At 64.5% G+C, this 26,633-nt stretch carries 27 protein-coding genes and 1 pseudogene; 15 read left to right on the forward strand and 13 right to left on the reverse strand.

Features of this window, described 5'->3' with window-relative positions; all coding sequences use genetic code 11:
- Nucleotides 1-2: 2 nt before the first annotated feature.
- Genes F3J45_RS16495 through pilM form a run of 4 tightly spaced genes read right to left on the reverse strand, consistent with a single transcriptional unit; the run spans nucleotide 3 to nucleotide 3,601 of the window.
- The gene (locus F3J45_RS16495; protein ID WP_205300551.1) at nucleotides 3-1,274 is read right to left on the reverse strand and encodes a type IV pilus secretin PilQ; all 1,272 of its coding nucleotides are present in this window, start codon (nucleotides 1,272-1,274) and stop codon (nucleotides 3-5) included.
- Nucleotides 1,195-2,208 (reverse strand): pilus assembly protein PilP, encoded by a 1,014-nt coding sequence (locus F3J45_RS16500; RefSeq protein ID WP_167064665.1) that lies wholly within the window; start codon nucleotides 2,206-2,208, stop codon nucleotides 1,195-1,197. Before F3J45_RS16500 ends, F3J45_RS16495 begins: the two co-directional genes overlap by 80 nt.
- Nucleotides 2,205-2,741 carry a PilN domain-containing protein gene (locus tag F3J45_RS16505; protein WP_167064668.1) on the reverse strand — a complete coding sequence of 179 codons (537 nt, stop codon included), beginning with the start codon at nucleotides 2,739-2,741 and terminating at the stop codon, nucleotides 2,205-2,207. The genes F3J45_RS16500 and F3J45_RS16505 overlap by 4 nt, the downstream gene beginning before the upstream one ends.
- Nucleotides 2,741-3,601 carry a type IV pilus biogenesis protein PilM gene (pilM, locus tag F3J45_RS16510; protein WP_167064671.1) on the reverse strand — a complete coding sequence of 287 codons (861 nt, stop codon included), beginning with the start codon at nucleotides 3,599-3,601 and terminating at the stop codon, nucleotides 2,741-2,743. The genes F3J45_RS16505 and pilM overlap by 1 nt, the downstream gene beginning before the upstream one ends.
- A 308-nt stretch (nucleotides 3,602-3,909) precedes the next feature.
- Here pilM and F3J45_RS16515 point away from each other — a divergent pair, with 308 nt between their 5' ends.
- The gene (locus F3J45_RS16515; protein WP_205299666.1) at nucleotides 3,910-6,231 is read left to right on the forward strand and encodes a penicillin-binding protein 1A; all 2,322 of its coding nucleotides are present in this window, start codon (nucleotides 3,910-3,912) and stop codon (nucleotides 6,229-6,231) included.
- Between the two features lie 235 nt (nucleotides 6,232-6,466).
- On the opposite strand, the pseudogene F3J45_RS16520 reads toward F3J45_RS16515, so the two are convergent.
- From F3J45_RS16520 to rpmE, 3 genes and pseudogenes are all read right to left on the reverse strand, one after another.
- Nucleotides 6,467-7,684, reverse strand: a pseudogene (locus F3J45_RS16520) (malic enzyme-like NAD(P)-binding protein); the annotation flags it as partial.
- A 179-nt stretch (nucleotides 7,685-7,863) separates the two neighbouring features.
- On the reverse strand, nucleotides 7,864-8,685 hold the full coding sequence (locus F3J45_RS16525; protein WP_167064676.1) for a thermonuclease family protein: 822 nt from the start codon (nucleotides 8,683-8,685) through the stop codon (nucleotides 7,864-7,866).
- Between the two features lie 2 nt (nucleotides 8,686-8,687).
- Nucleotides 8,688-8,903: a 50S ribosomal protein L31 gene (gene rpmE / locus F3J45_RS16530; RefSeq protein WP_027920990.1), complete on the reverse strand. Its 216-nt coding sequence runs from the start codon at nucleotides 8,901-8,903 to the stop codon at nucleotides 8,688-8,690.
- Nucleotides 8,904-9,070: 167 nt separating this feature from the next.
- Here rpmE and F3J45_RS16535 point away from each other — a divergent pair, with 167 nt between their 5' ends.
- The 3 genes from F3J45_RS16535 (at nucleotide 9,071) to F3J45_RS16545 (ending at nucleotide 13,875) form a co-directional block, all read left to right on the forward strand.
- Complete coding sequence (locus tag F3J45_RS16535; protein WP_167064679.1) at nucleotides 9,071-11,290, forward strand: primosomal protein N'; 2,220 nt, start codon at nucleotides 9,071-9,073, stop codon at nucleotides 11,288-11,290.
- Nucleotides 11,291-11,432: 142 nt separating this feature from the next.
- The gene (gene argS / locus F3J45_RS16540) at nucleotides 11,433-13,169 is read left to right on the forward strand and encodes an arginine--tRNA ligase (RefSeq protein WP_167064682.1); all 1,737 of its coding nucleotides are present in this window, start codon (nucleotides 11,433-11,435) and stop codon (nucleotides 13,167-13,169) included.
- A gap of 1 nt (nucleotide 13,170) precedes the next feature.
- Complete coding sequence (locus F3J45_RS16545) at nucleotides 13,171-13,875, forward strand: SPOR domain-containing protein (protein WP_167064685.1); 705 nt, start codon at nucleotides 13,171-13,173, stop codon at nucleotides 13,873-13,875.
- 119 nt (nucleotides 13,876-13,994) lie between these two features.
- Here the strand turns inward: F3J45_RS16545 and F3J45_RS16550 are convergent, their stop codons facing one another.
- Nucleotides 13,995-14,414 (reverse strand): TM2 domain-containing protein, encoded by a 420-nt coding sequence (locus F3J45_RS16550; RefSeq protein WP_167064688.1) that lies wholly within the window; start codon nucleotides 14,412-14,414, stop codon nucleotides 13,995-13,997.
- A 168-nt stretch (nucleotides 14,415-14,582) separates the two neighbouring features.
- Here F3J45_RS16550 and F3J45_RS16555 point away from each other — a divergent pair, with 168 nt between their 5' ends.
- Nucleotides 14,583-15,212, forward strand: coding sequence for a C40 family peptidase (locus F3J45_RS16555; RefSeq protein ID WP_167064691.1), 630 nt, complete (start codon nucleotides 14,583-14,585; stop codon nucleotides 15,210-15,212).
- 86 nt (nucleotides 15,213-15,298) lie between these two features.
- Here F3J45_RS16555 and F3J45_RS16560 read toward each other — a convergent pair whose 3' ends face one another.
- The gene (locus F3J45_RS16560) at nucleotides 15,299-16,297 is read right to left on the reverse strand and encodes a type IV pilus twitching motility protein PilT (protein WP_167064694.1); all 999 of its coding nucleotides are present in this window, start codon (nucleotides 16,295-16,297) and stop codon (nucleotides 15,299-15,301) included.
- Nucleotides 16,298-16,363: 66 nt separating this feature from the next.
- On the opposite strand from F3J45_RS16560, the gene F3J45_RS16565 reads away from it, so the two are divergent.
- The 9 genes from F3J45_RS16565 (at nucleotide 16,364) to F3J45_RS16605 (ending at nucleotide 22,922) form a co-directional block, all read left to right on the forward strand.
- Entirely contained in the window at nucleotides 16,364-17,050 is a 687-nt protein-coding gene (locus F3J45_RS16565; protein ID WP_167064697.1) for a YggS family pyridoxal phosphate-dependent enzyme, read from the forward strand.
- Nucleotides 17,051-17,088: 38 nt separating this feature from the next.
- The gene (gene proC / locus F3J45_RS16570; protein ID WP_167064701.1) at nucleotides 17,089-17,907 is read left to right on the forward strand and encodes a pyrroline-5-carboxylate reductase; all 819 of its coding nucleotides are present in this window, start codon (nucleotides 17,089-17,091) and stop codon (nucleotides 17,905-17,907) included.
- Nucleotides 17,908-17,917: 10 nt separating this feature from the next.
- Nucleotides 17,918-18,508 (forward strand): YggT family protein, encoded by a 591-nt coding sequence (locus F3J45_RS16575; protein WP_167064704.1) that lies wholly within the window; start codon nucleotides 17,918-17,920, stop codon nucleotides 18,506-18,508.
- An 88-nt stretch (nucleotides 18,509-18,596) separates the two neighbouring features.
- Nucleotides 18,597-19,736 carry a homoserine O-acetyltransferase gene (locus F3J45_RS16580; protein ID WP_167064707.1) on the forward strand — a complete coding sequence of 380 codons (1,140 nt, stop codon included), beginning with the start codon at nucleotides 18,597-18,599 and terminating at the stop codon, nucleotides 19,734-19,736.
- Nucleotides 19,737-19,743: 7 nt separating this feature from the next.
- On the forward strand, nucleotides 19,744-20,364 hold the full coding sequence (gene metW / locus F3J45_RS16585; RefSeq protein ID WP_167064712.1) for a methionine biosynthesis protein MetW: 621 nt from the start codon (nucleotides 19,744-19,746) through the stop codon (nucleotides 20,362-20,364).
- A gap of 22 nt (nucleotides 20,365-20,386) precedes the next feature.
- Nucleotides 20,387-20,821, forward strand: coding sequence for a DUF4426 domain-containing protein (locus tag F3J45_RS16590; RefSeq protein WP_167064717.1), 435 nt, complete (start codon nucleotides 20,387-20,389; stop codon nucleotides 20,819-20,821).
- Complete coding sequence (gene rdgB / locus F3J45_RS16595; protein ID WP_205299667.1) at nucleotides 20,821-21,414, forward strand: RdgB/HAM1 family non-canonical purine NTP pyrophosphatase; 594 nt, start codon at nucleotides 20,821-20,823, stop codon at nucleotides 21,412-21,414. The genes F3J45_RS16590 and rdgB overlap by 1 nt, the downstream gene beginning before the upstream one ends.
- 32 nt (nucleotides 21,415-21,446) lie before the next feature.
- Complete coding sequence (gene hemW / locus F3J45_RS16600; protein WP_240158248.1) at nucleotides 21,447-22,586, forward strand: radical SAM family heme chaperone HemW; 1,140 nt, start codon at nucleotides 21,447-21,449, stop codon at nucleotides 22,584-22,586.
- 9 nt (nucleotides 22,587-22,595) lie between these two features.
- On the forward strand, nucleotides 22,596-22,922 hold the full coding sequence (locus F3J45_RS16605) for a DUF3392 family protein (protein ID WP_027920975.1): 327 nt from the start codon (nucleotides 22,596-22,598) through the stop codon (nucleotides 22,920-22,922).
- Nucleotides 22,923-23,549: 627 nt separating this feature from the next.
- Here F3J45_RS16605 and trmB read toward each other — a convergent pair.
- From trmB to F3J45_RS16625, 4 genes are all read right to left on the reverse strand, one after another.
- Complete coding sequence (trmB, locus tag F3J45_RS16610; RefSeq protein WP_167064731.1) at nucleotides 23,550-24,272, reverse strand: tRNA (guanosine(46)-N7)-methyltransferase TrmB; 723 nt, start codon at nucleotides 24,270-24,272, stop codon at nucleotides 23,550-23,552.
- Nucleotides 24,273-24,281: 9 nt separating this feature from the next.
- Nucleotides 24,282-25,094 (reverse strand): thiazole synthase, encoded by an 813-nt coding sequence (locus tag F3J45_RS16615; protein ID WP_167064736.1) that lies wholly within the window; start codon nucleotides 25,092-25,094, stop codon nucleotides 24,282-24,284.
- Between the two features lie 68 nt (nucleotides 25,095-25,162).
- Complete coding sequence (gene thiS / locus F3J45_RS16620) at nucleotides 25,163-25,363, reverse strand: sulfur carrier protein ThiS (RefSeq protein WP_167064739.1); 201 nt, start codon at nucleotides 25,361-25,363, stop codon at nucleotides 25,163-25,165.
- A gap of 103 nt (nucleotides 25,364-25,466) precedes the next feature.
- Nucleotides 25,467-25,838, reverse strand: coding sequence for a DUF423 domain-containing protein (locus tag F3J45_RS16625; RefSeq protein ID WP_167064743.1), 372 nt, complete (start codon nucleotides 25,836-25,838; stop codon nucleotides 25,467-25,469).
- A 64-nt stretch (nucleotides 25,839-25,902) separates the two neighbouring features.
- Here F3J45_RS16625 and mtgA point away from each other — a divergent pair, with 64 nt between their 5' ends.
- Nucleotides 25,903-26,613, forward strand: a complete 711-nt coding sequence (gene mtgA, locus F3J45_RS16630; protein WP_167064746.1) for a monofunctional biosynthetic peptidoglycan transglycosylase — start codon at nucleotides 25,903-25,905, stop codon at nucleotides 26,611-26,613.
- Nucleotides 26,614-26,633: the final 20 nt, after the last annotated feature.

Here is a 26,633-nt window from a genome sequence, read left to right on the forward strand (position 1 = left end):
AATCAACGACTCACAGCAATCGCCTGGTCACTCATGATACGCGGAGTCAGGAAGACCAGCAGCTCGGATTTTTTCTCTTGTAATGCATCGCGTCGAAACAGCCGCCCAACATACGGCAGATCGCCAAAAAATGGCACCTTGTCGACCACTTTGTTTTGCGTGGTCGAGTAAACGCCGCCAATGACGATGGTTTCGCCGTCGGCCACGCGCACCCTGGCGGTGACCTCGTTCTTGCGAATCGGCGGCACGTCATTGATGGCGTTGACGAAGTCAGGCTCGTCCTTGGTCACGCGCACTGCCATGATCACCTTGCCATCGGGGGTGATCTGCGGGGTAACCTCCAGCGACAGTGACGCCTCGCGAAATGCCACCGAGGTGGCGCCGCTCTTGCTGGTTTCCTGGTAGGGCACCTCGGTGCCCTTGAGAATCCGCGCCGTCTCCTTGTCGGCGGTCACCACCTTGGGCTGGGAGATGATTTCGCCATTGCCGCTTTTTTCCATGGCGCTGAGTTCCAGGTCCAGCAGTATGTCCCCGCGCAAAAGGCCCAGGCCGACCCCGGAGGTGGCACGCTCCACCCCCAGCTCGACGAATACGTCCTTGCCCAACTGGGCGCCCTCGGCATACAGGCCCCTGCCCCAACGCACACCCAGCACCTTTTCATAATCGACATTGGCCTCGACGATGCGCGCCTCGATCGCAACCTGGCGTACCGGCACATCCAGTTGCGCCACCAGTTCGCGCAGCTCGCCCAGGCGCACCGCCGGCAAGTGCGCCACCAGCGTATTGGTGCGGGCGTCCACGCCCAAGCTGCCCCGGCCACTGAGCGGGCCGTCATCGGCCAGGGTCGCCAGCAGCAGCTCGGCCAGTTCCGGAGCCTGGGCATGGTGAATGGGCAGCAGTTCACGCTGCAACGGCTCCAGCTGGGCATCGAGGGCCTGGCCAATGCGGGCGTCGCGGGACTGCTCGGCCATTTCCGCCGCCGGCGCCACCAGCAGCACATTGCCTTCTTCGCGCCGGGCCAGCCCTTTGCTGCGTAGCACCAACTCCAGCGCCTGGTCCCAGGGCACATCCTGCAAGCGCAAGGTGACGTGGCCCTGCACCGCATCACTGGCCACCAGGTTGATGCCGGCGTAGTCAGCCAATACCTGCAGCGCCGAGCGCACTTCTATCTCCTGAAAGTTCAAGGTGATGGGCTCACCCCGATAAGGGGCCGCCTGCACCCATGCCTGCAGCGTCAACGCCGCCAAGCCGATCAACAGCCGCATCATTGCCATCCGAGGCCTCCCTGAATGCGCTCTTCCTGAGCGTCAGCATCACCGTTCGCTCGCGCCAGACGCCGCCCACGAACAACCGTTCGCGCACATCCATCTGCCGCTCGCCCACTTGCTCGACAACGCCGCCATCGCGCCCTACCCGGTCACCGGCACGCACTCGGTACACGCGGCCCTTGGCACTCAGCAGCGCTTCACGCTCAAGCCCGCGCTGCAGGCTGCCGACCATTTCCAGCTGCGAAAGCGGCACGCCGGCGAGCCCAGACGGCGACAGGCGCGCCGCCCACGCAGCGAAGGGGTCGAGTGCCGGGGGCTGGGCTTCAGCTCGCGCGGGCACATCCGCCAAGGACGTCGGGGCGGGTAGCACGGTATCAGCCTGGTAGGCATTGACCCGCAGTTGCAGACGCAGCAGCCCAGGCTCGCCCTTAGCCGCCAACAGGTGCAAATCTTCGGCCTGCAATAGCCGAGCCTGGCCCAGCCAGTCATCCAGCCACATGCGCAGGGCCGGGTAACGTCCCACGACCTGAACAGTCAGTGGCGTCAGCTCATAACCTTCACGTGCCACCGGGTCCTGCACATCTACCTGCTCGAAGTGCAAGCCATAGGCAAGCCCGGAGGATGCCAACTGCTCCAGCAAGTCACTCATGCCGGCGCCGGCGGCAAGTCGCCAACGGGCCTCTTGTACCTGAAGCCGAGCCGCCTCAAGCGCCACCTGCTCCTGAGCTACCGCTGCCAGGCTGGCGGCCTTGGCCTGTTGCGCCTGTTGCAGGCCGGCCTGCCTTACCTGTTCATGCCCCTGAAGCCCCCACCAGTGGGGCAGGCGAACCAGGCAGCCAAGGGCAAGCAGTGCAAGCCCTGCGACCACCGGCAATGCCCTGCGAGCCCAGGCCGAACGTTCGATGAATGCCCTCCACCCCCACCCTTGCACGGGCTTCACGACCAGGATGCCGAAAGGTTGGCGACCAACAGGAACGTATCGCCCCCAGGCTGGCTCTTGAGGTACTTGAGTTCCAGCGCACGCATCACGCTGGCGCGCTCCAGGTCCCGCATCAGTTGCGCCACCAGGGCGCCGCTGGCAGCCACGCCGGAAATCTGCAGGTGGTTACCGTTCAGCTTGAGGCTCGACAACTGGATACCTTCTGGCAACGTGCGCTCAAGTTCGGCAAAAAACGCCATCAGGTGCCCCTGGCCTGCGCGCAATTGCGTCAACGCCTGGGCCTCCAGGTTGACGGCCTGTTGCGCCTTCCTGATCGGCTCAAGCAATGCCGCCCTGGCATCCAGTGCGTCGATTTCGGCTTGCCAAGCATTGTTCTGGCCCCACTGGCGCTCAAACCGCTGGCGCGCCAGTTGGTCCAGCAGCAACGTGCCACACAACGCCACAACCAGGCTGCCGAACACGGACAGGCGCAAGCGCCGCAAGGCGGCCTGGCGTTGCCGTTCACGCCAGGGCAAGAGATTAAGGCGCAGCATCAGTGCATTCCCCCCAGCGCCAGGGCGCTGGCCAGGGCCATGCGGCTGTCGCTGCAATCGAGCGCTGCCAACAGCGGCAAGGGTGTGCAGGACAGCCCCAGCGCTTCGCCCAAGCGGGCAAGCCCGCCCTGCCCGAGCGCCGGCGCACCGGTGACAAATACCTCAGTGGGGGCCACGCCATCAGCAAAGACATCACCCGACCGCTGCGGCGCCACGCCGGCCTGCAGCTCACACTGCCGAGGCAGGCTGCCCTGCTGCCAACCATGCACGATCAGGCTGCCGGGCTCGATGCGCAGCAACGCCGCCCTGCCGCCCGCCTGGGGCGGCATCAGGCGCTGCAGGGCAATGCTGTCGACCTCGACCACGGCCAGTTCCAGCCTGGCCTGGGCGAACAGCGACTCAAGCGGCTGCAACAGGCTCTGCCGGCAGGCCGCGACCATGACGTCCAGGTAGCCGGGCTGTAGTTGCGAAGCGCCCAGCACCTGGAAATCCAGTTGCAGTTCTTCAAGAGGGAAAGGAAACAGTTGGTCGGCGTCCGCCAGCAACTGCGTCTCGCGTTCACTGTCGGCCTGGCCAGCGGGCAGCTGCAACACCTTGCAAATCACCTGGGACGCCGGCAGTGCAACCGCCGCCCGCCGTTGCCGGCTGCCACATTGCCGGTAGGCACTGCGCAGCGCGCCAGCCACCCGCTCATCATCGTGCCGAGCATTACCCGGGGCGAAGGGTTCAAACCCCTGGAACGCCCAGGCAACCCGCTCAAGGCGCCCTGCGCGCCGACGCAGCTGCGCCACCCTTACAGAATCTGCGGCGATTTCCACCCCCAGCAGTGAACCGGCATCCTTGCCAAAACGTCCAAGCATCGCGACTTCCTTGTTACAACCATGAACCGCCCTTGTGCCGGGCCCTGGCGGCCAGACGGTACTGCTGGCTACCTGGCCGGTCACCCGGCACGGCGAAAAATGCTTATAATGCCCGGCGTTTTTTCGTCCGCCGGCCCCGTGCGCAACCCACCCCTCACTCTGGACACCGAAAAGCCTTGATACGCCTGCTGAAGTTCTTCTGGTGGTCTTTCGTCGCAGTCATCTGCGCGCTCGTACTCGGTGTGAGCGGTGCGTTTCTGTATCTTAGCCCCAACCTGCCGTCGGTCGATTCGCTCAGAAGCGTTCAGTTGCAAATCCCCCTGAGGGTGTACAGCAGCGACGGCAAGCTGATTGCCGAGTTTGGCGAAATGCGCCGCTCGCCCATCCGTTTCGCGGAAATTCCCCCACAGTTCATTCAGGCGCTTCTGTCTGCCGAGGACGACAATTTCCTCAATCACTATGGTGTGGACCCGAGCAGCCTGATGCGCGCCGCCACCCAGTTGGTGAAAACCGGCCACATCCAGACCGGCGGCAGCACCATCACCATGCAGGTGGCGAAGAACTTCTTCCTCACCAGCGAGCGCAGCTTCTCGCGCAAGACCAACGAAATTCTCCTGGCCCTGCAGATCGAGCGTGAGCTGACCAAGGACGAGATCCTTGAGCTGTACGTGAACAAGATCTACCTGGGCAACCGCGCCTACGGCATCGACGCCGCCGCGCAGGTGTACTACGGCAAGTCGATCCGCGACGTGAGCCTGGCCCAGATGGCGATGATCGCCGGCCTGCCCAAGGCGCCCTCGCGCTTCAACCCGCTGGCCAACCCGGTGCGCGCCAAGGAGCGCCGTGACTGGATCCTGGGCCGCATGTACAAGCTCGGCAAGATCGACCAAGCGAGCTACCAGACCGCCCTGGCCGAGCCGCTCAACGCCAGCTACCACGTGCCGACGCCTGAGGTGAATGCCCCGTACATCGCCGAGATGGCCCGCGCCGAAATGGTTGGCCGCTACGGCAGCGATGCCTACACCGAGGGCTTCCGCGTCACCACCACGGTGCCAAGCGACATGCAGGACATGGCCAACAAGGCCATCCTCAACGGCCTTACCGAATACGACGAGCGCCACGGCTACCGTGGCCCTGAAGCGCGCTTCCCGGGCAAGACCCAGGCCGCCTGGCTGCAGGAACTGGCCAAGCAGCGCAACCTGGGCGCCCTGGAACCGGCCATCGTCACCCAGGTGGATAAAACCGACATCAAGGTCCTGACCCGTGGCGGCAAAGAGGAAGTGGTTGCCTGGGACAGCATGAAATGGGCGCGCCCCTTCATCAACACCAACGCCCAGGGCCGCGCACCGGCTGCGCCTGCCGACGTTGCGCAGGTCGGCGACCTGGTGCGCCTGCAACGCCTGGACGATGGCAAGCTCAAGTTCAGCCAGGTGCCGGGGGCACAGAGCGCACTGGTAACCCTCGACCCTTACAACGGCGCCATCCGCGCCCTGGTCGGCGGTTTCTCGTTCGAGCAGAGCAACTACAACCGTGCCATGCAGGCCAAGCGCCAGCCGGGTTCGAGCTTCAAGCCGTTCATCTACAGCGCGGCGCTGGACAGCGGCTACACTGCCGCCAGCCTGGTCAACGATGCACCGATCGTGTTCGTCGACCAGTACCTGGACAAGGAATGGCGCCCGAAGAACGACACCAACACCTTCCTCGGCCCGATTCGCATGCGCGAGGCCTTGTACAAGTCGCGCAACCTGGTGTCGATCCGCCTGCTGCAGGCCATGGGCGTAGACCGCACCATCGACTACATCACCAAGTTCGGCTTCAACAAGCAGGACCTGCCGCGCAACCTGTCCCTGGCCCTGGGCACCGCGACGTTGACGCCAATGGAAATCGCCACCGGCTGGAGCACCTTTGCCAACGGCGGCTACAAGGTCAACCCGTACCTGATCGACCGTATCGAGAGCCGCAACGGCGAAACCCTGTTCACCGCCAACCCGGCCCACGTGCCAATGGGTGCCGAAGACCATGCTGGCCTTGCCGCCCCCGAGCAGCCGATCAGCACCGCTGCCCTGCCGGGCGAGGCCCCGTCGGCCCTGGGCCAGATTGCCCCACCGCCGCAAACGCCCGCCGTTGCCGAGCAGATCATCGATGGCCGCACCACCTACATCCTCACCAGCATGCTGCAGGACGTGATCAAGCGCGGCACCGGCCGCCGCGCGCTGGCCCTGGGCCGTGATGACCTGGCGGGCAAGACCGGTACCACCAACGACTCCAAGGATGCCTGGTTCTCTGGCTACAACGCCGATTACGTGACCACCGTGTGGGTCGGTTTCGACCAGCCGGAAAGCCTTGGCCGCCGTGAATACGGTGGCACCGCGGCGCTGCCGATCTGGATGAAGTTCATGGGTGCGGCGCTCAAGGACAAGCCAAGCCACGCACCGGCCGAGCCGGAAGGCATCCTCAGCCTGCGGGTTGACCCGGTCAGTGGCCGTGCGGCTTCGCCGAGCACGCCGAACGCCTACTTCGAGCTGTTCAAGGCCGAGGATTCGCCGCCGTCGGTGGATGAGCTGGGCAACGGCACGGCACCGGGCAGCCCGCTGCCGGCCGATGAGGCGGCGCCGATGGACCTGTTCTGACCGTAGATCGCATCGCGAGCTACGCTCGCTCCTACCGGCTCTGTGCAGGCTCATTCGTCCTTGCACCGCCCCCTCTGTAGGAGCGAGCAAAGCTCGCGATGCGCCGCAAAGCGGCGCCCAATGCACAGGGCAAAAAAAAGCCCCGGCTCTCACGAGCCGGGGCTTTTTGGTGTTACGGCCGTAATCAGCCGTTGAACACTTCATCCACGCTGTTCAGCGGGTAGTGCTTCGGATACGGCAGGGTAGCCACGCCGGATTCGATGGCAGCCTTGGCCACGGCGTCGGAAACGACGGTGATCAGGCGAGCGTCCAGCGGCTTCGGAATGATGTACTCACGGCCGAACTCCAGGCCTTCCACGCCGTAGGCTTCGCATACTTCCTTCGGCACCGGCAGCTTGGCCAGGTCCTTCAGGGCGATGGCGGCGGCGATCTTCATCTCTTCGTTGATGCGCTTGGCGCGAACGTCCAGGGCACCACGGAAGATGAACGGGAAGCCCAGTACGTTGTTGACCTGGTTCGGGTAGTCGGAACGACCGGTGGCCATGATCACGTCGCTGCGGGTGGCGTGGGCCAGCTCCGGGGAAATTTCCGGGTCCGGGTTCGAGCAGGCGAACACGATCGGGTTGGCAGCCATCGACTTCAGGCCTTCCGGGCTCAGCAGGTTCGGGCCGGACAGGCCAACGAACACGTCTGCGCCGTCCAGGGCATCGGCCAGGGTGCGCTTGTCGGTAGCGTGGGCGAACTGGGCCTTGTACTGGTTCAGGTCGTCGCGGCCAGCGTGGATCACGCCGCTGCGGTCGATCATGAAGATGTTCTCGACCTTGGCACCCATGCTCACCAGCAGCTTCATGCAGGAGATGGCGGCAGCACCGGCACCCAGGCAGACGATCTTGGCGTCTTCGAGTTTCTTGCCGGCGATTTCCAGGGCGTTGATCATGCCGGCCGCGGTAACGATCGCGGTGCCGTGCTGGTCATCGTGGAACACTGGAATGTCGCACTGCTCGATCAGGGTGCGCTCGATTTCAAAGCACTCTGGCGCCTTGATGTCTTCCAGGTTGATGCCACCGAAGGTGATCGAAATGCGCTTGACGGTGTCGATGAACGCCTGTGGGCTTTCCGAGTCGACTTCGATGTCGAATACATCGATACCGGCGAAACGCTTGAACAGAACGCCCTTGCCTTCCATGACCGGCTTGGAAGCCAGTGGGCCGAGGTCACCCAGACCGAGGATGGCGGTGCCATCGGAGATTACCGCGACCAGGTTGCCCTTGCCGGTGTACTTGTAGGCCAGCTCAGGATCACGGCCAATTTCACGCACAGGTTCTGCAACGCCTGGGCTGTACGCCAGGGCGAGGTCACGGGCGGTGGCGGTGGGCTTGGAGAGCTCGACGCTCAGTTTCCCCGGACGAGGTTGAGCGTGGTATTCGAGAGCGGCGGTTTTCAGGTCTGACATGGTGGGCATTCCGCTATTTACTGTTCTGACGGACCGCCGAGGATACGCAAAGAGCCGGGGAGCCACAAGACTGGTCAGTCACTTGTGTCAAGGCCTTTGGCCTACGACTTTAAGCTATCGCACACGGGGGCATTCGACTCACAGTGTGTACAATCTGATAGCGAAATGTCTACATCTTTTCAGCCTGAAACACGCTCCAACATGCTTGGATCGGTCAATGGCAACACCCAGCGTCTTTGCCCAGGCTTCAGTGTGCCGTTGCGGGAACGGTCCCGCAGCCAGCCGCGCGCTTCGACCTGGCGCCCCTTGAGATTATCCAAGAAGCCGGCAGGCAAGGTGCGTAACAGACGAGTGGGGACATGCAGCACGACATTGCTGTCCAGCGCCAGCCAGATACCGCCGCGATTGCGCTCGATGCTGCCGATTCGGCCGCTGAGCACGGCGAACCCCGGCTGCCTGACCTGCGCCGGCCGGCGCACCGGTGCAGTACGCCATAGGCCCAGCCGGGCGTTGCGTGCCGTTCGCTCGGCCGCTTGCTGGCAGGTGACAAGGCGCACGTTGGGCGCCACCGCCACGCGGTAGCCGAGCCCTTCGCTGAGCAGCTGCGCTTCGAGATTGTCGCCATTACGGCCGTACAGGTGTGCCAGGGTGCGGCCGTACCTGTCCTTGCCCTCGGCCCCCGGCAGCAGCCCGAGCCGCCCGCCATTGGCATCTACCAAGGCCTGCAGCCGCTGCTTCGCGGCCTCGGCGAAGGGCTCGCTGGGGCGGCCCCTGCGGCCGATCTCCGGGGCATTGATGCCGATCAGGCGCACGCGCCGCCCGTCGGCCAGGCGCAGCGTGTCGCCATCGGTGACCTGGCGCACCAGCACCTGCTGCGTCTTGCCCGGCAGCGGGCAGAACGCCCAGGCGGGAAACTGCCAGAAAACGCCCATAAAAAAAGCGCCCACAAGGGGCGCCTTCTTCAGCAGCAATGCGAAACCCGAAGGGCTCGCCGTGCGCATGATTACTTCTTGGTACCGAACATGCCGAAGCGGTCGGCGAACTTCTGTACGCGACCACCGGTGTCCAGGACTTTCTGCTTACCGGTGTAGAACGGGTGGCACAGGTTGCAAACGTCGATCGCCAGGGTGTTGCCCAGGGTCGAACGCGTTTCGAACTTGTTACCGCAGCTGCAGGTGACTGCAACTACTTCGTAGTTCGGGTGGATACCTTCTTTCATGGTCACTTCCTCGAGCTGCGTGCCGCCACCCAACACCAATTGTTGAATACCGCACGTAATTAGGCGGCGAATAATACCAGAGCACCGCGCCAACGCAAGTTGTCGCTTGCACCGACCGTCGTCTGCTAGGCTCGCCAGTCATTGAAACGCCCTCCGAGACTTTCCGCGTGCCCGACGTCATCCTGCGCCTTGCCCTGCCTTCCCCCTTGCGTCGCCTGTTCGACTACCGGGCGCCAGCGAGCATGGCGCGCCAGACGCTGACGCCGGGCATGCGCATCCGGGTGCCGTTCGGCCGCCGCGAGATGATCGGGGTGCTGGTGGAAGTATGCGAGCACAGCGAGGTGCCGGCCGACAAACTCAAGCCGGCCAGCGCCCTGCTCGACCCGGTTTCGCCGGTGCCGGCGCCGCTGTTCAAGCTGTGCCTGTGGACCGCCCAGTATTACCAGCACAGCCTTGGCGACACTTTGAGCTGGGCCCTGCCAACCCTGCTGCGCCAGGGCGAGCCAGCCGAGATGCGCCAGGAGCGATTCTGGCACGTGGCCCCCGGCGCACGTTTGGAAGACCCACGCATCGCCCGCGCCCCGCGCCAGCGCGATGCCCTCAAGACCCTGGCCCAGCACCCCCATGGCGTGGCCCACAGCCTGCTGAGCAAGCTCAACCTGAACAAGGACAGCCTCGACCTGCTGCTGGCCAAGGAGCTGGTCACGCTGGAAGTACGCCGCCAGTTGCCGGCCCAGCGCCACGAACACTGGCTGGCGCAGCCGGAACTGCCGCTCAATGATGAGCAGCGCGAGGCGTTCGATACCGTGCGCGAGGGCTTTGGCGGGTTTGCCGCGTTCCTGCTGGCCGGGGTTACCGGCAGCGGCAAGACCGAGGTGTACCTGCAGCTGATCCGTGAAACCCTGGAAGCCGGCAAGCAGGCGCTGGTGCTGATTCCCGAGATCAACCTCGGCCCACAGACCCTGGCGCGCTTCGAGCAGCGCTTCAATGCGCGCATCGCCTTGCTGCACTCGGCGGTCAACGACCGCGAGCGCCTCGATGCCTGGCTGGCCGCCCGCGACGGCGAGGCCGACATCATCATCGGCACGCGCTCGGCGCTGTTCACACCGATGAAGAACCCCGGCCTGATCATCATCGACGAGGAGCATGACGGCTCCTATAAGCAGCAGGAAGGCTTGCGCTACCACGCCCGCGACCTGGCCTTGGTGCGTGCCCACCAGGAAAACGTGCCAATCCTGCTGGGTTCGGCCACGCCGTCACTGGAAACCCTGCACAACGCCCTGACCGGCCGCTACCGCCTGCTGCGCATGAACCAGCGCGCCGGTGGCGCCCGCCCACCGCGCATGCTGCGCCTGGACGTGAAAAGCCTGCCACTGGACAGCGGCATCAGCGGCCCGCTGCAACAAGCCATCCGCCAGACCCTGGAAGCCGGCCAACAGGTGCTGGTGTTCCTCAACCGCCGCGGTTTCGCCCCGACCCTGCTGTGCCACGACTGCGGCTGGCTGTCGGAATGCCCGCGCTGCGATGCGCGCATGACCGTGCACCAGCGCTCCGGCGTGCTGCGCTGCCACCACTGCGGCTATGACGAGCGCCTGCCGCACCAGTGCCCGCAATGCAACCACGTCGACCTGCGCCCGGTAGGTGCCGGCACCGAGCGCGCCGAGGAGCGCCTGAAGGTGCTGTTCCCGGACTACCCGATCCTGCGCGTGGACCGCGACAGCACGGCGCGCAAGGACGCCATGCAGCAGCTGTTCAGCACCATCCAGCGCGGCCAGCCGAGCATCCTGGTCGGCACCCAGATGCTGGCCAAGGGGCATCACTTCCCGCGGGTGACCTTGGTGGCGATCCTCGATGCCGACGGCGGCCTATTCTCCGGGGACTTCCGCGCCAGCGAGCGCATGGCCCAGCTGATCGTGCAGGTGGCCGGGCGCGCAGGGCGGGCCGAGGAGCCTGGCAAGGTCATCATCCAGACCCACCTGGCCGACCACCCGCTGTTGGTACAACTGACCGAGCAGGGTTACTTCGCCTTCGCCGAGCAGGCCCTGGACGAGCGCCGCAATGCCGGCCTGCCACCGTATTCGCACCTGGCCCTGCTGCGCGCCGAGGCGCACAAGCCCGGGCAGGCCGAAGGCTTCCTCGATGAAGCCTGCGCTGCCGCCGAGCGCCTGGTGGCCGAACAGCGGCTGCCGGGCATCGAGTTGCTGGGGCCGGTGCCGGCGCCCATGGAGCGCCGCGCCGGGCGCTTCCGGGCGCAATTGTTGATTCAGGCCAATACCCGGGCGCCCTTGCATCGACTGATCAGCGCCTGGTTGCTAGTGTTGGAGCAACTGCCGAGTGGGCGCCAGGTGCGTTGGTCGCTGGATGTCGACCCGGTCGACCTGTATTGACGCCAGGGGCCGCAGATACCTGTGTAGGAGCGGCCTTGCGCCGCGAAAGGTTGGCAACCCGCTCCCAGCCACGGATAATGCCCCGTTTTTCCACCTGCGCATCCAGGCGCTCCACCGCGCTTGCGGTCGAAAAGAGATCCCCATGAAAGACACCATTCGCCAGCTGATCCAGCAAGCCCTCACCCAACTCGTCACCGACGGTGTGCTGCCTGACGGGCTGTCGCCGGCGATTCAGGTGGAAAACGCCCGGGACAAGACCCACGGCGATTTCGCCAGCAACATCGCCATGATGCTGGCCAAGCCAGCCGGCATGAAGCCGCGTGACCTGGCCGACAAACTGATCGCCGCGCTGCCGGCCAGCGCCGACATCAGCAAGGTCGAGATCGCAGGCCCGGGCTTCCTGAACTTCTTCCAGAACACCGACGCCCTGGCCAACCGCCTGGACGCCGCCCTGGCCGACGCTCACCTGGGTGCGCGCAAGGCAGGCCCCGCGCAGAAGGTGGTGATCGACATGTCGGCGCCGAACCTGGCCAAGGAAATGCACGTCGGCCACCTGCGCTCGACCATCATCGGTGACAGCGTGGCGCGGGTGCTGGAGTTCCTCGGTGACGATGTGATCCGCCAGAACCACGTGGGCGACTGGGGCACCCAGTTCGGCATGCTGCTGGCCTACCTGGAAGAAAACCCGATCACCAGCGACGAGCTGTCGGACCTGGAAAACTTCTACCGCGCCGCCAAGAAGCGCTTCGACGAGTCCGAGGAATTCGCCACCCGCGCCCGTGGCCTGGTGGTCAAGCTGCAGGCCGGCGACCCGGAGTGCATGGCGCTGTGGACGCGCTTCAAGGACATCTCGCTGTCGCACTGCCAGAAAACCTACGAACTGCTCAACGTCAAGCTGACCATGGCCGACGTGATGGGCGAAAGCGCCTACAACGCCGACCTCGCCAACGTGGTCGCCGACCTCAAGGCCAAGGGCCTGCTGGTCGAGGACCAAGGTGCCCAGTGCGTGTTCCTGGAGGAGTTCAAGAACAGCGAAGGCGAGCCCCTGCCGGTGATCGTGCAGAAGGCCGACGGTGGCTACCTGTACGCCACCACTGACCTGGCTGCCGTGCGCTACCGCAGCAACGTGCTCAAGGCTGACCGCGCCCTGTACTTCGTCGACCAGCGCCAGGCGCTGCACTTCAACCAGGTGTTCGAAGTGGCCCGCCGCGCAGGCTTCGTCGGCCACCCGATGCAGATGGAGCACATGGGCTTCGGCACCATGAACGGCGCCGACGGCCGCCCGTTCAAGACCCGTGACGGCGGCACCGTGAAGCTGATCGACCTGCTCACCGAGGCCAAGGAGCGCGCCTACGCGCTGGTCAAGGAAAAGAACCCGAGCCTGGCCGAGGACGAGCTGCGCAAGATCGGTGAAGTGGTGGGCATCGGTGCGGTGAAATATGCCGACCTGTCCAAGCACCGCACCAGCGACTACAGCTTCAACTTCGAGCTGATGCTCAATTTCGAAGGCAACACCGCGCCTTACCTGCTGTACGCCTACACCCGCGTGGCCGGCGTGTTCCGCAAGCTGGGCAAGGGTTTCGACGAAGTTGACGGCAACATCGTGCTGCAGGCTGCCCATGAACAGGACCTGGCCGCACGCCTGGCCCAGTTTGGCGAAATCCTCAACAGCGTGGCCGACAAGGGCACGCCGCACGTGCTGTGCAGCTACCTGTACGACTTGGCTGGCCTGTTCTCAAGCTTCTACGAGAACTGCCCGATCCTCGCTGCCGAGACGCCAGAGCAGCAGCAGAGCCGCCTGCGCCTGGCCGCCCTGACCGGCCGCACCCTCAAGCAAGGTCTGGAACTGCTCGGCCTGGAAACCCTGGAGCGCATGTAAGTTGGCTGCCAAGAAGAAACCCGCTCCCAAGCGCGGCGCCAGCCGCCAGACGGCGCCGGCCAAGCAGCCGATTCCCGGCTGGGTATGGCTGGCGGTCGGCCTGACGGTCGGTGCCTTCATCGTCTTCCTGATGAAGCTCGAACCCGGTGGCGGTGATATCAAGCGCACCAAGCCCGAGCAGCAGAAGCCGGAAAAGGTGGCCGAGGCCAGCAAGTCGACCACCACGGCGGCAACCCCGCAGCAGCCGGTGAAGCCGAAGTACGACTTCTACACCCTGCTGCCGGAGTCGGAAGTGATCGTGCCGCCCGAGGCCGTGCCAGAGAAGACCCCGCCGGTGCCGGCGCAACCGGTGACGCCGGTAACGCCCGCCGAAGCCGCGAAAATCGACACCGCCCGCGCCCAGGCTGCACTGCTGGGGCAAACGCCACCACCGGCGCCGCCTGTGATCAAGCCAGCGGCGACCACGCAGTTCTTCCTGCAGGCCGGTTCGTTCCGCAAGGAAGCCGATGCCGACAAGGTGCGCGCACAGATCATCCTGCTGGGGCAAGCGGTGAAGGTGGAGTCGGGCACGGTCAAGGAAGAGACTTGGTACCGTGTGCTGGTTGGGCCGTTCAGCAACCGTGAACAGCTCACCGTGGCGCAGAAGCAGCTCGCCGGGGCCGGCTTCAGCAACCTGTTGCTGCAACAGCGACAGACTCGCCAGTGATCCAGCGATACGCCGCTTGCGCGGCGTATCGCAAGCACCTACCCGTCAGGCCACCCCCGCCCCCCGTAGGAGCGAGCAAAGCTCGCGAAGCGCCGCACCGCGGCGCACCTTTGCGCCCCCTACCGCCTAAGGCTGTTCCCCTCAGACACCTGGCTATTCAACGTCCAGAAGTCATACAACACCCCCACCACGAACAGCCCCCCGGTAAAGAAGTAGATAATCGCCGTGCCCCACTTGCCCTGGTACAACCGGTGCAGGCCAAGAAGCCCAAAAAAGGTCAGCAAAATCCAGGCGATGTTGTAGTCGATGCGCCCGGACTGAAAACGCAAGTCCGCCTCACGGTCCATCGACGGAATCAGGAACAGGTCGATCAGCCAGCCAATGCCGAGCAGGCCAAAGGTGAAGAACCAGATGGTCCCGGTAACCGGCTTGCCGTAATAGAACCGGTGCGATCCGGTGAAGCCGAAAATCCACAGCAGGTAGCCAATCACCTTGCTGTGGGTGTCATGGTACGGCTCACCCTGTTGATAACTGTTCATTCATAGCCCTCGTGGGTTATCCGAAAATTTTCTAAAAAAAAATGTGACTTTTCAGCCCCAGGCCGACGTACGGCTGCATGACAATCGACCAACGGCCCTGAAAAGGAGCAAAAAGCTGTTATAAAGTTGCGCGCCCAACACACATAAACATTCATAAGAGCTTCATCTATGCCGCCTTTATTCAAGACATGGCTGACCCTCTGCCTATTATTGCCCCTGGCCGCCCACGCCACCAATCGTGAGCAACGTCTTCCCAATGGCTTTACCGGCTACACCAGCAACGCCTCGGTCAAGCACGCCCCCGTCAAGCAAACCGCCCTGCACGCCCGCCATGGCAGCTCGGCCAAGGCCCACAACCTGCCAGCCGTGGCCGCCATGTCGCCCAAGCAGAGCAGCGATGTGCTCAGCCGTGCGGTGAATGTGCTCGGTACCCCTTATGTTTGGGGCGGCAGCAACCCGAAGAAAGGCTTCGACTGCAGCGGGCTGGTGAAGTATGCGTTCAACGACGTGGCAGACGTCGACTTGCCGCGTACCTCCAATGCCATGGCCCAGGGCCACGGGGTGAAAGTCGCCAAGGGCGACCTCAAGCCGGGTGACCTGATCTTCTTCAACATCAAGAGCCGCCGGGTCAACCATGTGGCCATCTACCTGGGGAACGACCGCTTCATCCATGCGCCACGTACTGGCAAGCGGGTGAGCATCGACAACCTGAGCAAGCCTTATTGGCAGCAGCATTATGTAGTGGCCAAGCGGGTATTGCCCAAAGGCCAGCAGCAGCTGAGCCTGGCCAAGCGCTAGATCGGCGTTGGCTTCTTCGCGGGGCAAGCCCGCTCCTACACGGCCTGTAGGAGCGGGCTTGCCCCGCGAAAGGGCCGGAACAGGCGCTACAAATCGCCGATCACCCCCCTCTCCCTCAACCTGCGCATCGCCCCCTCCATCGTCCGCATCCCCTCCGCCGCCCCGGCCTGCATGACCGAACAGAGCTGCGCCATCCGCCCCTCACGCACCAGGTTGCGCACCGCCGGTGTCGCTACCAGCACCTCCCGTGCCGCCACCCGCCCACCGCCAACGCGCTTCACCAACACCTGCGCCACCACCAGCCGCAACGACTCTGCCAGCATGGCCCGCACCAAGGGTTTTTCTTCTGCCGCGAACACTTCAACCAGCCGGTCGATGCTGCTGGCCGCCGAGCGCGTATGCACCGTGGCCAGCACCAGGTGCCCGGTTTCCGCCGCACGCAGCGCCAGACGGATGGTTTCCAGGTCGCGCAGCTCGCCAATCAGGATCACGTCCGGGTCCTGGCGCAGGGCGCTGCGCAACCCCTGGGGAAAATCGCGGCAATGCCGGCCCACTTCCCGCTGGTTGACCAGGCTGCTCTGGCTTCTGTGGATAACTTCGACGGGATCTTCCAGGGTGATGATATGCAGCGCCCGCTCACGGTTTAGGCGGTCGACCAGAGCCGCAAGGGTACTGGTTTTACCACTACCGGTCGGGCCGCCCACCAGCACCAGGCCATCGGCATACTGCGCAACAGCTCGAAACACTTCTTCAAGGTCGAGGTCATCGATGCTGGGCACACGATGAGGGATCAGGCGGAAGGTTGCGCCCAGGCCACGCAACTGGCGAAACAGGTTCAGACGAAAGCGCCCAAGCGCAGGCAGGTCCAGCGCCAGGTCCAGTTCGTCGCCCTGCAGCCATTGGCGGCATTGGCCTTCGTCGAGTAACGGCGCCAGGCTGTCGTTCAATGCAGCCGAGGTGATACTCGGCTGCGCCATGCGCCGCAATTCGCCGTCCACACGCAGCATCGGTACTTCGCCCGCAGCCAGGTGCAGGTCGCTCGCCCCTGCCTCCCCAGCCCGGGCCAACAGGTCGGTCACGTCCATGAGACTCCCCAATAGCCATCAAGCAGGTAGAATGCCGAAGACCTCCAGAGCCTACGGCATCGATCCATGTCCACCATAGCAGACAACCTTTCCGCCCTCGCCGCCCGCATTGGCGCGGCCGCCCAGGCTGCCGGCCGCGCCCCGGCCAGCGTTCAGTTGCTGGCGGTGAGCAAGACCAAACCGGCCAGCGCCATCCGCGAAATCCATGCTGCCGGCGTGCGCGACGTGGGCGAGAACTACCTGCAGGAAGCCCTGGCCAAGCAAGATGAACTTCGCGACCTGCCCTTGATCTGGCACTTCATCGGCCCCATTCAGTCGAACAAGACCAAAGCCATTGCCGAACATTTCGACTGGGTACACTCCGTGGACCGCCTGAAAATCGCCCAACGCCTGTCCGAGCAGCGCCCTGCCGGCCTGGCACCGCTGAACATCTGCCTGCAGGTGAATGTCAGTGGCGAGGACAGCAAATCCGGCTGTGCGCCGGCCGACCTGCCAGCACTGGCCAAGGCCGTGGCCGCGCTGCCCAACCTGCGCCTGCGCGGGCTGATGGCGATTCCCGAACCCACCGACGAGCGCGCCGAGCAGGAAGCCGCCTTCGCCACCCTGCGCCAGCTTCAGGAAAGCCTGGGCCTTGGCCTGGACACCTTGTCCATGGGCATGAGCCACGACCTGGAAGCTGCCATTGCACAGGGTGCGACCTGGGTACGCATTGGCACCGCCCTGTTCGGTGCGCGCAACTACGGCCCCGTCTGATTCCATGCTTTACTCACTCTTTCCCTCAAGGACCTGACATGAGCAAGACACGTATTGCCTTTATCGGCGCCGGCAACATGGCCGCCAGCCTGATCGGCGGCCTGCGTGCCCAGGGCCTGGATGCGGCGCAGATCCGCGCCAGCGATCCCGGCGCCGAGACCCGCACCCGCGTCCAGGCCGAGCACGGCATCGAGGCGTTCGCAGACAACGCCCAGGCCATCGCCGGTGCCGACGTGATCGTGCTGGCGGTCAAGCCGCAAGTGATGAAAGCGGTGTGCGAAGCCCTCAAGCCCAACCTTGAACCGGGCCAGCTGATCGTCTCCATCGCCGCCGGCATCACCTGCGCCAGCCTGCAGGCCTGGCTCGGCGCCCGCCCAGTGGTGCGCTGCATGCCCAACACCCCGGCACTGCTGCGCCAGGGCGTCAGCGGCCTGTACGCCACGGCAGAGGTGTCCGGCGAACAACGCCAGCAGGCCGAGCAACTGCTGTCGGCCGTGGGCACCGCCCTGTGGCTGGAGCAGGAACAGCAACTGGACGCCGTTACCGCCGTTTCCGGCAGCGGCCCGGCCTACTTCTTCCTGTTGATCGAAGCCATGACCGCTGCCGGCGAAAAACTCGGCCTGCCACGCGAAACGGCAACCCAGCTGACCCTGCAAACCGCACTGGGCGCCGCGCACATGGCCGTGGCCAGCGACGTCGACGCCGCCGAGCTGCGCCGCCGCGTCACCTCGCCGGCCGGCACCACGGAAGCTGCGATCAAGTCGTTCCAGGGCAACGGCTTCGAGGCCATCGTCGCGCAGGCCCTGGAAGCTGCAGCGAAGCGTTCTGCAGAGCTTGCCGAACAATTGGGCAAATAAGGAGCTGTTGATGAATGCATTGTCCGGCGCCGCGATCTTCGTGGTGCAAACCCTGGTCAGCCTGTACCTGGTGATCGTCCTGCTGCGTTTCGTGCTGCAGCTGGTGAAGGCCAACTTCTACAACCCGCTGAGCCAGTTCGCGGTGCGCGCCACCCAGCCGCTGCTCAAGCCGATTCGCCGTGTCATTCCCAGCATCGGCGGCCTGGACACCTCGTCGCTGCTGCTGTCGATCGTCATCCAGGCACTGCTGATGGGCTTCGTGCTGATGGTCACCTATGGCACTTTCGGCGACGTCCTGCACCTGCTGATGTGGGCGATCATCGGCGTCACCTCGCTGTTCCTGAAGATTTTCTGGGTCGCGATGATCGTCATGGTGATCGTCTCGTGGGTTGCGCCGAACAGCCACAACCCAGCGGCTGAGCTGGCCTGGCAAATCAGCGAACCGGTGCTGGCGCCGTTTCGCCGCATCGTGCCCAACCTGGGCGGCATGGACATCTCGCCGATTTTCGCCTTCCTCGCGATCCAGGTGATCCAGTCGTTCGTCATGCCACCGCTGGCCGCCTACGCTGGCATGCCACAGGAACTGTGGCGGATGATCTGACCCCCGCACCCCCAGCGGCAAGCCTTTGCTTGCCGCTGGGGGGTAGTGCTCTTTAGACTTACGCCTCCGTCAAGCGTGAGCAGGGTCGATGTCCACTGTCCTTCCCGAAGATTCCGTCGGTCTGGTTACACCGCAAACCGCCCGGTTCGATGAACCGCTGGCCCTGGCCTGCGGCCGCTCGCTGAACAGCTATGAGCTGGTCTACGAGACCTATGGCACCCTCAATGCCAGCGCGAGCAATGCCGTGCTGATCTGCCATGCCCTGTCCGGCCACCACCATGCCGCTGGCTACCATGCCGCCACCGACCGCAAGCCGGGCTGGTGGGACAGCTGCATCGGCCCTGGCAAGCCGATCGACACCAACCGCTTCTTCGTGGTCAGCCTGAACAACCTCGGCGGCTGCAATGGCAGCACCGGCCCCAGCAGCATCAACCCGGCCACCGGCAAGCCCTATGGCGCCGATTTCCCAGTACTGACCGTGGAAGACTGGGTGCACAGCCAGGCGCGCCTGGCCGACCGCCTGGGCATCGCGCAATGGGCCGCCATCGTCGGCGGCAGCCTGGGTGGCATGCAGGCGCTGCAATGGACCATGACCTACCCCGAGCGCGTGCGCCACTGCGTGGACATCGCCTCGGCGCCGAAGCTGTCGGCGCAGAACATCGCCTTCAACGAAGTGGCGCGCCAGGCCATCCTCACCGACCCCGAATTCCACGGCGGCTCGTTCCAGGACCAGGGCGTGATCCCCAAGCGCGGCTTGATGCTGGCGCGCATGGTCGGCCACATCACCTACCTGTCCGACGACTCGATGGGTGAGAAATTCGGCCGCGAACTCAAGAGCGACAAGCTCAACTACGACTTCCACAGCGTCGAATTCCAGGTCGAGAGCTACCTGCGTTACCAAGGCGAGGAATTCTCTGGCCGTTTCGACGCCAACACCTACCTGCTGATGACCAAGGCCCTGGACTACTTCGACCCGGCCGCGGCCAATGGCGGCGACCTGGCCGCCACCCTGGCGCACGTCAAGGCGGATTACTGCATCATGTCGTTCACCACCGACTGGCGCTTCTCGCCGGCCCGCTCGCGGGAGATCGTCGATGCCCTGATGGCCGCGCGCAAGAACGTCTGCTACCTGGAAATCGACTCGCCCTATGGGCACGATGCCTTCCTGATCCCCACGCCTCGCTACATGCAGGGTTTCGCGAACTACATGAACCGCATCGCCATCTGAGGACAGCATGAGAGCCGATCTGGAAATAATCCACGAGTGGATTCCCGCCGGTAGCCGGGTCCTGGACCTTGGCTGCGGCAATGGCGAGCTGCTGGCTTCGCTGCGCGACCGCAAGCAAGTCACCGGCTATGGCCTGGAAATCGACGCCGACAACATCGCCGCCTGCGTGGCCAAGGGCGTCAACGTGATCGAGCAGGACCTGGACAAAGGCCTGGGCAACTTCGCCAGCAACAGTTTCGATGTGGTGATCATGACCCAGGCCTTGCAGGCCGTGGAGTACCCTGACCGCATCCTCGACGAGATGCTGCGCGTGGGCCGCCAGTGCATCATCACCTTCCCCAATTTCGGCCACTGGCGCTGCCGCTGGTACCTGGCCACCAAGGGCCGCATGCCGGTGTCGGACTTCATGCCCTACACCTGGTACAACACGCCGAACATTCACTTCTGCACCTTCGCCGACTTCGAAGAGCTGTGCCATGAGCGCCGCGCCAAGGTGCTCGACCGCCTGGCCGTGGACCACTTGCACCGCAACGGGTGGGGTGGGCGGCTTTGGCCTAATCTTCTAGGGGAAATCGGCATTTATCGTGTCAGCAGCCCCGGCCTGCAGGAGCACCAGCTGGCGGCCTGACGCCCACCGGAGGATCCGCCACATGCGTCGCCTAGCCCTGTTCCTGTTCAGCCTATGCCTGGCCCTGCCGGTGCTGGCGGCCGATGCCGCCCGCCCCGAGCGCAAGGAAGTGTTCGGCGACGTGACGGTGCACTACAGCGCCTTCACCTCCAGCCTGTTGCAGCCAGACATCGCCGCCGCCACCGGGCTCACCCGCAGCAAGAACCAGGGCGTGCTCAACATCGCCGTGATCAAGGCCAACAAGCCGGCCATGGCGGTGGTCAGCGGCACCGTGAAGGACCTGACCGGGCGCGCCAGCCCGCTGTCGTTCAAGCAGATAACCGACCAGGGCGCGGTGTACTACATCACCCAGTTCAAGATCGAGCAGGCCGATACCCTGACCTTCGACCTCAACATCGAAACCGGTGGCATCAGCCACTCACTCAGTTTCAACCAGGACGTTTTCCCAGGCGAATGATGAATTTCCAGCAACTCGTATTGGCCAGCCACAACGCTGGCAAACTCAAGGAACTGCAGGCCATGCTCGGCCAGTCGGTGCAACTGCGCTCGATCGGTGAGTTCAGCCAGGTGGAGCCTGAAGAAACCGGCCTGTCGTTCGTCGAAAACGCCATTCTCAAGGCGCGCAATGCCGCACGCATCTCCGGCCTGCCGGCACTGGCCGACGACTCGGGCCTTGCCGTGGACTTCCTCGGCGGTGCGCCGGGCATCTATTCGGCGCGCTACGCCGACGGCAAGGGCGATGCAGCGAACAACGCCAAGCTGCTCGACGCCCTGAAGGACGTGCCTGAAGACCAGCGCGGCGCCCAGTTCGTCTGCGTGCTGGCCCTGGTACGCCACGCCGACGACCCGCTGCCGATCCTGTGCGAAGGCCTGTGGCACGGGCGCATCCTGCGCGAGGCCAGCGGCGAACATGGCTTTGGCTACGACCCGCTGTTCTGGGTGCCGGAGCGCAACTGCTCCAGCGCCGACCTCGCCCCTGTGGATAAAAATCAGCTCAGCCACCGCGCCCGCGCCATGGCCCTGCTGCGTCAACGTCTGGGCCTGGCATGATCGCAACGCTGTCCCAAGCGGGTGCGGCGGCCTTGTCCAGCCTGCCGCCACTGGCGCTGTATATCCACATACCGTGGTGCGTGCGCAAATGCCCGTACTGCGACTTCAATTCCCATGCCGCCGGGCCTGAGCTGCCGGAAGAGGCCTATGTCGACGCCCTGTTGACCGACCTCGACCTGGAACAGGCCGCCGTGCAGGGCCGCCCGCTGTCGTCGATTTTCTTCGGTGGCGGCACACCAAGCCTGTTCAGTGCCAACGCCCTGGGCCGCCTGCTGCGCGGCGTGGAGCAACGCATTCCCTTCGCCCCGGACATCGAGATCACCCTTGAGGCCAACCCGGGCACGTTCGAGCAGGACAAGTTCAAGGCCTACCGGCAAACCGGCATCAACCGCCTGTCGATCGGCGTGCAAAGCTTCCAGCCAGCCAAGCTGGAGGCGCTGGGGCGCATCCACAACGGCGATGAAGCCATTCGTGCCGCTGGCATGGCGCGTGCGGCAGGCTTCGACAACTTCAACATGGACCTGATGCACGGCCTGCCCGAGCAATCGCTGGACGATGCCCTGGGCGACCTGCGCCAGGCCATCGACCTGGGGCCGACGCACCTGTCGTGGTACCAGCTGACGGTAGAGCCGAACACGGTGTTCTGGAACCAGCCGCCGGAGCTGCCGGAGGACGACATCCTCTGGGACATCCAGGAAGCCGGCCAGGCGCTGATGGCCGCCCACGGCTTCAGGCAATACGAAGTGTCGGCCTACGCCCAACCCGAGCGCGCGGCCCGGCACAACCTCAACTACTGGCGCTTTGGTGATTTCATCGGCATTGGCGCGGGTGCCCACGGCAAGCTGACCTTCGCCGATGGCCGCATCCTGCGTACCTGGAAAACCCGCCTGCCCAAGGACTACCTGAACCTGGCCAAGCCGTTCAAGGCCGGCGAGAAGCTGCTGCCGGCCGACGAGCTGCCTTTCGAGTTCTTGATGAATGCCCTGCGCCTGACCGATGGCGTCGAGGCCGAGCTGTTCGCCCAACGCACCGGGCTGCCCCTGGCGCAGCTGGCCGAGGCCCGCCGCGCCGCCGAACAAAAGGGCCTTTTGCAGGTCGAACCGGATCGACTGGTGGCCACGCCACGCGGCCAACTGTTCCTCAATGACCTGCTGCAGTATTTCTTGACCTAAGGATGACCCATGGATCTGGTACTTGATCTGCTCGCCACGGTTTCCCGCTGGAGCCGCAGCAACCTGTCGGAGATTTCCCTGGCCCTGGTAGGCTGCCTGCTGGTGTTGTTCGGCACCGATATCAAGGGCTGGGTCGACCAGCGCCTGGGCGCCCTGGCGGGCGCGCTGCGGGTGCCGGTGATGGCTGCGCTGGTGATGATCGGCAGTGGTGCGGCGCTGATCTATGCCACGCCCTGGGTGGTGAAAGGGTTGGGGCAGTTCAACAACTACGCGCTGGCGCCGGTGTTGTTGGTGGTGCTAGTGCTGATCGGCGTGGTGGCTGATCGCCGGGGGTGAAGCGGCTAAAAGCTGCCCCAGCGAACCGGGGCAGCCCTACCACCTAACTAGCCCTTATTGGGCATCGTCGAAGTGATCGCGCATGAAATCTCGCGCGGCCTTGAGCACAGTCAAGATCCGAATGAGCTTCCAGACACGGCTCAGCGCATCAAGCAAACGCTTCATATGCCTTGGCCTCCGTGTTGGCGGGCCAATCTTCCAGCATCTAACCGGCGCTTCGATGCCTTCGAAAACGGTATGGAGTTTTCCGTGAAGTGGCCAGGTCAATGGCCCTTCGAACGAAGTCACCGGCACGGTTCTCAGGCCGTGTCGAAGGGGCCGGAAAGCAGAAATCTTCTCCCACCCGGCCCATCACCGATCAATCCATACAGGAGCTGCACAATGATACTTGGGATGATCGGTCAAAGCTGTTAACGACTCAGACATACGTAATGCTGGATATTTCTGGTCGTTGACGCATTTTCTCGAGCTGCCTATGATCAACGCACGGTATGGGGTTTTCCCGTGAAGCTCTGGAGCGAAGGATACTCAGTCCTAGCGCTCACAAAAAAAACCGCTCTTTTCAGAGCGGTTTTTTTTCGCCTGCATTTCTACAGGCTCAGCACATCGAAAGGCTCAAATTGCCAATCAATCCACCTTCTCGAACTTCAGATCCCACACCCCATGACCCAGCCGTTCGCCGCGGCGTTCGAACTTGGTGATCGGGCGCTCTTCCGGGCGCGGTACATAGGTGCCGTCTTCAGCGCGGTTGCGATAGCCCGGGGCGGCGCTCATCACTTCCAGCATGTACTCGGCATAGGGCTCCCAGTCGGTGGCCATGTGGAACACGCCACCGGGCTTGAGCTTGCGGCGCACCAGCTCGGCGAACTCCAGCTGGACGATGCGGCGCTTGTGGTGGCGCGCCTTGTGCCATGGGTCGGGGAAGAACAGCATCAGGCGGTCGAGGCTGTTGTCGGCCACGCAGCGGTTGAGCACTTCAATCGCATCGCAGTCATACACCCGCAGGTTCTTCAGGCCTTGGGTCAGCACGCCGTTGAGCAGCGCACCAACACCTGGACGGTGCACTTCGACACCGATGAAGTCCTGCTCCGGTGCGGCCGCGGCCATTTCCAGCAAGGAATGGCCCATGCCGAAGCCGATCTCCAGGGTGCGTGGCGCCGAGCGGCCGAACACCTGGTCGTAGTCCACCGGGCTGTCGGCCAGCGGCAGGATGAACAGCGGGCCGCCCTGGTCGAGGCCGCGTTGCTGGCCTTCGGTCATGCGCCCGGCGCGCATCACGAAACTCTTGATGCGGCGGTGGGGGCGCTGGTCGCCGTCGGCGGAGATCGGCGTATCTTGCGAGTCAGTCATCAGGGGCTCTTACTTGATCAGACCATCCAGCGGCGAAGAGGCGCTGGCGTAGAGTTTTTTCGGCATGCGGCCGGCGAGGTAGGCCATGCGACCTGCCAGAATGGCGTGCTTCATGGCCTCGGCCATGACCACCGGCTGCTGGGCGTGGGCAATGGCCGAGTTCATCAGCACGGCCTCGCAGCCCATTTCCATGGCAATGGTGGCGTCAGAGGCGGTGCCCACACCGGCATCGACCAGCACCGGCACCTTCGATTCTTCCAGGATGATCTGCAGGTTGTACGGGTTGCAGATGCCCAGGCCAGTGCCAATCAGGCCAGCCAGTGGCATCACCGCGATGCAGCCGGCCTCGGCCAGCTGGCGGGCGATGATCGGGTCGTCGCTGGTGTACACCATCACGTCGAAACCGTCCTTGACCAGCACTTCGGCGGCCTTGAGGGTTTCGATCACGTTGGGGAACAGGGTTTTCTGGTCGGCCAGCACTTCCAGCTTCACCAGGGTCCGCGACTCGTGGGACTTGTGGCCATCGAGCAGTTCACGGGCCAGGCGGCAGGTGCGCACCGCCTCGACAGCGTCATAGCAGCCTGCGGTGTTTGGCAGGATGGTGTACTTGTCGGGCGACAGCACATCGAGCAGGTTCGGCTCGCCTGCATTCTGGCCAAGGTTGGTCCGGCGCACGGCCACGGTGACGATCTCGGCACCCGAGGCTTCGGTCGCCAGGCGGGTTTCTTCCATGTCACGGTATTTGCCGGTGCCAACCAGCAGGCGCGACTGGAAAGTGCGCCCCGCCAGGATGAAAGGCTTGTCGCTGCGAACGTTGCTCATCGATGTTCCTCTGGAAAGGTTACGGGGCTATCGGGTGAAGCGCGGGCAGGTGAGGCGCCGAAAAGGGCTCAACCACCGCCGATGGCGTGGACCACTTCAACCTGGTCGCCGTCGTTCAGCAGCGTGCTGGCGTGCTGGCTACGCGGCACGATATCCAGGTTGAGTTCCACCGCCACCCGGCGCCCGGTCAGTTCCAGGCGGGCCAGTAGCGCCGCGACGCTCTCGCCGGCGGGCAATTCGTAAGGTTCACCGTTCAGTTGAATGCGCATGCGCACGGCCACCGTTGTGCTTTGGGGGCCCGCATTCTAGCGCCGATCAACGGCTTAACCCAAGGGCGGCGCGCACCATTAGTCGCGATTGTGGACCGCTTGGTCAGCCCAGGCGCCAGGCTGCCAGGCCCAGGCACAGCCATCCGGCGAGGAAACACAGGCCGCCAATCGGGGTGATGATGCCCAATTTCCCCAGGCCGCTGAGGGTCAGCAGGTACAGGCTACCGGAGAACAGCACGATGCCCAGGGCGAACAGACCACCGGCCCAACCGACCAGCCGGCCCGGCAGATGCGCCGAAAGCAAGGCCACGCCGAAGATCGCCAGGGTATGCACCAGCTGGTAGGTGACGCCGGTGTGGAAGATGGCCAGGTAGTCGGCGGTGAGGCGGTTTTTCAGCCCGTGTGCGGCGAAGGCACCCAGGGCGACACCGGTAAAGCCGAAAAAGGCGGCGAGCATCAGGAAGCTGCGAAGCATGGGACGACTCCTCGTATCGGGTCTGTATAATGGCCCGTTCCAACGGTCCGGCCAAGCCATCGCCATGCTGTCATCCCTTATCCGCCGCCTTGCCCGCGCCCTGTTCTGGTTCGCTGCCGGCAGCTTCGTGCTGGTGCTGGTGCTGCGCTGGGTGCCGCCGCCCGGCACCGCCCTGATGGCCGAGCGCAAGGTGCAGTCGTGGCTCAGCGGCGAGCCGATCGACCTGCAGCGCGACTGGGAGCCCTGGGACAACATTTCCGATGAGCTCAAGGTGGCGGTGATCGCCGGCGAGGACCAGAAGTTCGCCAGCCACTGGGGCTTCGACATCCCCGCGATTCAGGCGGCGCTGGCCTACAACGAGCGTGGCGGCAGCATTCGCGGCGCCAGCACCCTGACCCAGCAAGTGGCCAAGAACCTGTTCCTGTGGTCGGGCCGCAGTTGGTTGCGCAAGGGGCTGGAGGCCTGGTTCACGGCGCTGATGGAGCTGCTGTGGCCGAAGGAGCGTATTCTCGAGGTCTACCTGAACAGTGCGGAATGGGGCAAGGGCGTGTTCGGCGCCCAGGCAGCGGCGCGTTATCACTTCGGCATCGACGCCAGCAAACTGAGCCGCCAGCAGGCTGCGCAACTGGCTGCGGTACTGCCTAGCCCGATCAAGTGGAGCGCGAGCCGGCCAAGTGCCTACGTGGCAAGCCGGGCCGGGTGGATTCGCCGGCAGATGAGCCAGCTGGGCGGGCCGAGCTACCTGATGCAGCTGGACAGTTCGCGCAGGCTGTGAGGTGTTGGGGCTGCTGTGCA

Origin of the sequence: Pantoea sp. Ap-967 (assembly GCF_011752565.1) — a bacterium.
In the GTDB taxonomy this organism is placed as follows: domain Bacteria; phylum Pseudomonadota; class Gammaproteobacteria; order Pseudomonadales; family Pseudomonadaceae; genus Aquipseudomonas.

Coding starts and splice junctions, on each gene's coding strand:
- F3J45_RS16495 (WP_205300551.1), bottom strand. CDS start 1,274: ATGGCAATGATGCGGCTGTTGATCGGCTTGGCGGCGTTGACGCTGCAG.
- F3J45_RS16505 (WP_167064668.1), bottom strand. CDS start 2,741: ATGCTGCGCCTTAATCTCTTGCCCTGGCGTGAACGGCAACGCCAGGCC.
- pilM (WP_167064671.1), bottom strand. CDS start 3,601: ATGCTTGGACGTTTTGGCAAGGATGCCGGTTCACTGCTGGGGGTGGAA.
- F3J45_RS16525 (WP_167064676.1), bottom strand. CDS start 8,685: ATGCGCACGGCGAGCCCTTCGGGTTTCGCATTGCTGCTGAAGAAGGCG.
- rpmE (WP_027920990.1), bottom strand. CDS start 8,903: ATGAAAGAAGGTATCCACCCGAACTACGAAGTAGTTGCAGTCACCTGC.
- argS (WP_167064682.1), top strand. CDS start 11,433: ATGAAAGACACCATTCGCCAGCTGATCCAGCAAGCCCTCACCCAACTC.
- F3J45_RS16550 (WP_167064688.1), bottom strand. CDS start 14,414: ATGAACAGTTATCAACAGGGTGAGCCGTACCATGACACCCACAGCAAG.
- F3J45_RS16555 (WP_167064691.1), top strand. CDS start 14,583: ATGCCGCCTTTATTCAAGACATGGCTGACCCTCTGCCTATTATTGCCC.
- F3J45_RS16560 (WP_167064694.1), bottom strand. CDS start 16,297: ATGGACGTGACCGACCTGTTGGCCCGGGCTGGGGAGGCAGGGGCGAGC.
- F3J45_RS16565 (WP_167064697.1), top strand. CDS start 16,364: ATGTCCACCATAGCAGACAACCTTTCCGCCCTCGCCGCCCGCATTGGC.
- proC (WP_167064701.1), top strand. CDS start 17,089: ATGAGCAAGACACGTATTGCCTTTATCGGCGCCGGCAACATGGCCGCC.
- F3J45_RS16575 (WP_167064704.1), top strand. CDS start 17,918: ATGAATGCATTGTCCGGCGCCGCGATCTTCGTGGTGCAAACCCTGGTC.
- F3J45_RS16580 (WP_167064707.1), top strand. CDS start 18,597: ATGTCCACTGTCCTTCCCGAAGATTCCGTCGGTCTGGTTACACCGCAA.
- metW (WP_167064712.1), top strand. CDS start 19,744: ATGAGAGCCGATCTGGAAATAATCCACGAGTGGATTCCCGCCGGTAGC.
- F3J45_RS16590 (WP_167064717.1), top strand. CDS start 20,387: ATGCGTCGCCTAGCCCTGTTCCTGTTCAGCCTATGCCTGGCCCTGCCG.
- rdgB (WP_205299667.1), top strand. CDS start 20,821: ATGAATTTCCAGCAACTCGTATTGGCCAGCCACAACGCTGGCAAACTC.
- F3J45_RS16605 (WP_027920975.1), top strand. CDS start 22,596: ATGGATCTGGTACTTGATCTGCTCGCCACGGTTTCCCGCTGGAGCCGC.
- trmB (WP_167064731.1), bottom strand. CDS start 24,272: ATGACTGACTCGCAAGATACGCCGATCTCCGCCGACGGCGACCAGCGC.
- F3J45_RS16615 (WP_167064736.1), bottom strand. CDS start 25,094: ATGAGCAACGTTCGCAGCGACAAGCCTTTCATCCTGGCGGGGCGCACT.
- thiS (WP_167064739.1), bottom strand. CDS start 25,363: ATGCGCATTCAACTGAACGGTGAACCTTACGAATTGCCCGCCGGCGAG.
- F3J45_RS16625 (WP_167064743.1), bottom strand. CDS start 25,838: ATGCTTCGCAGCTTCCTGATGCTCGCCGCCTTTTTCGGCTTTACCGGT.
- mtgA (WP_167064746.1), top strand. CDS start 25,903: ATGCTGTCATCCCTTATCCGCCGCCTTGCCCGCGCCCTGTTCTGGTTC.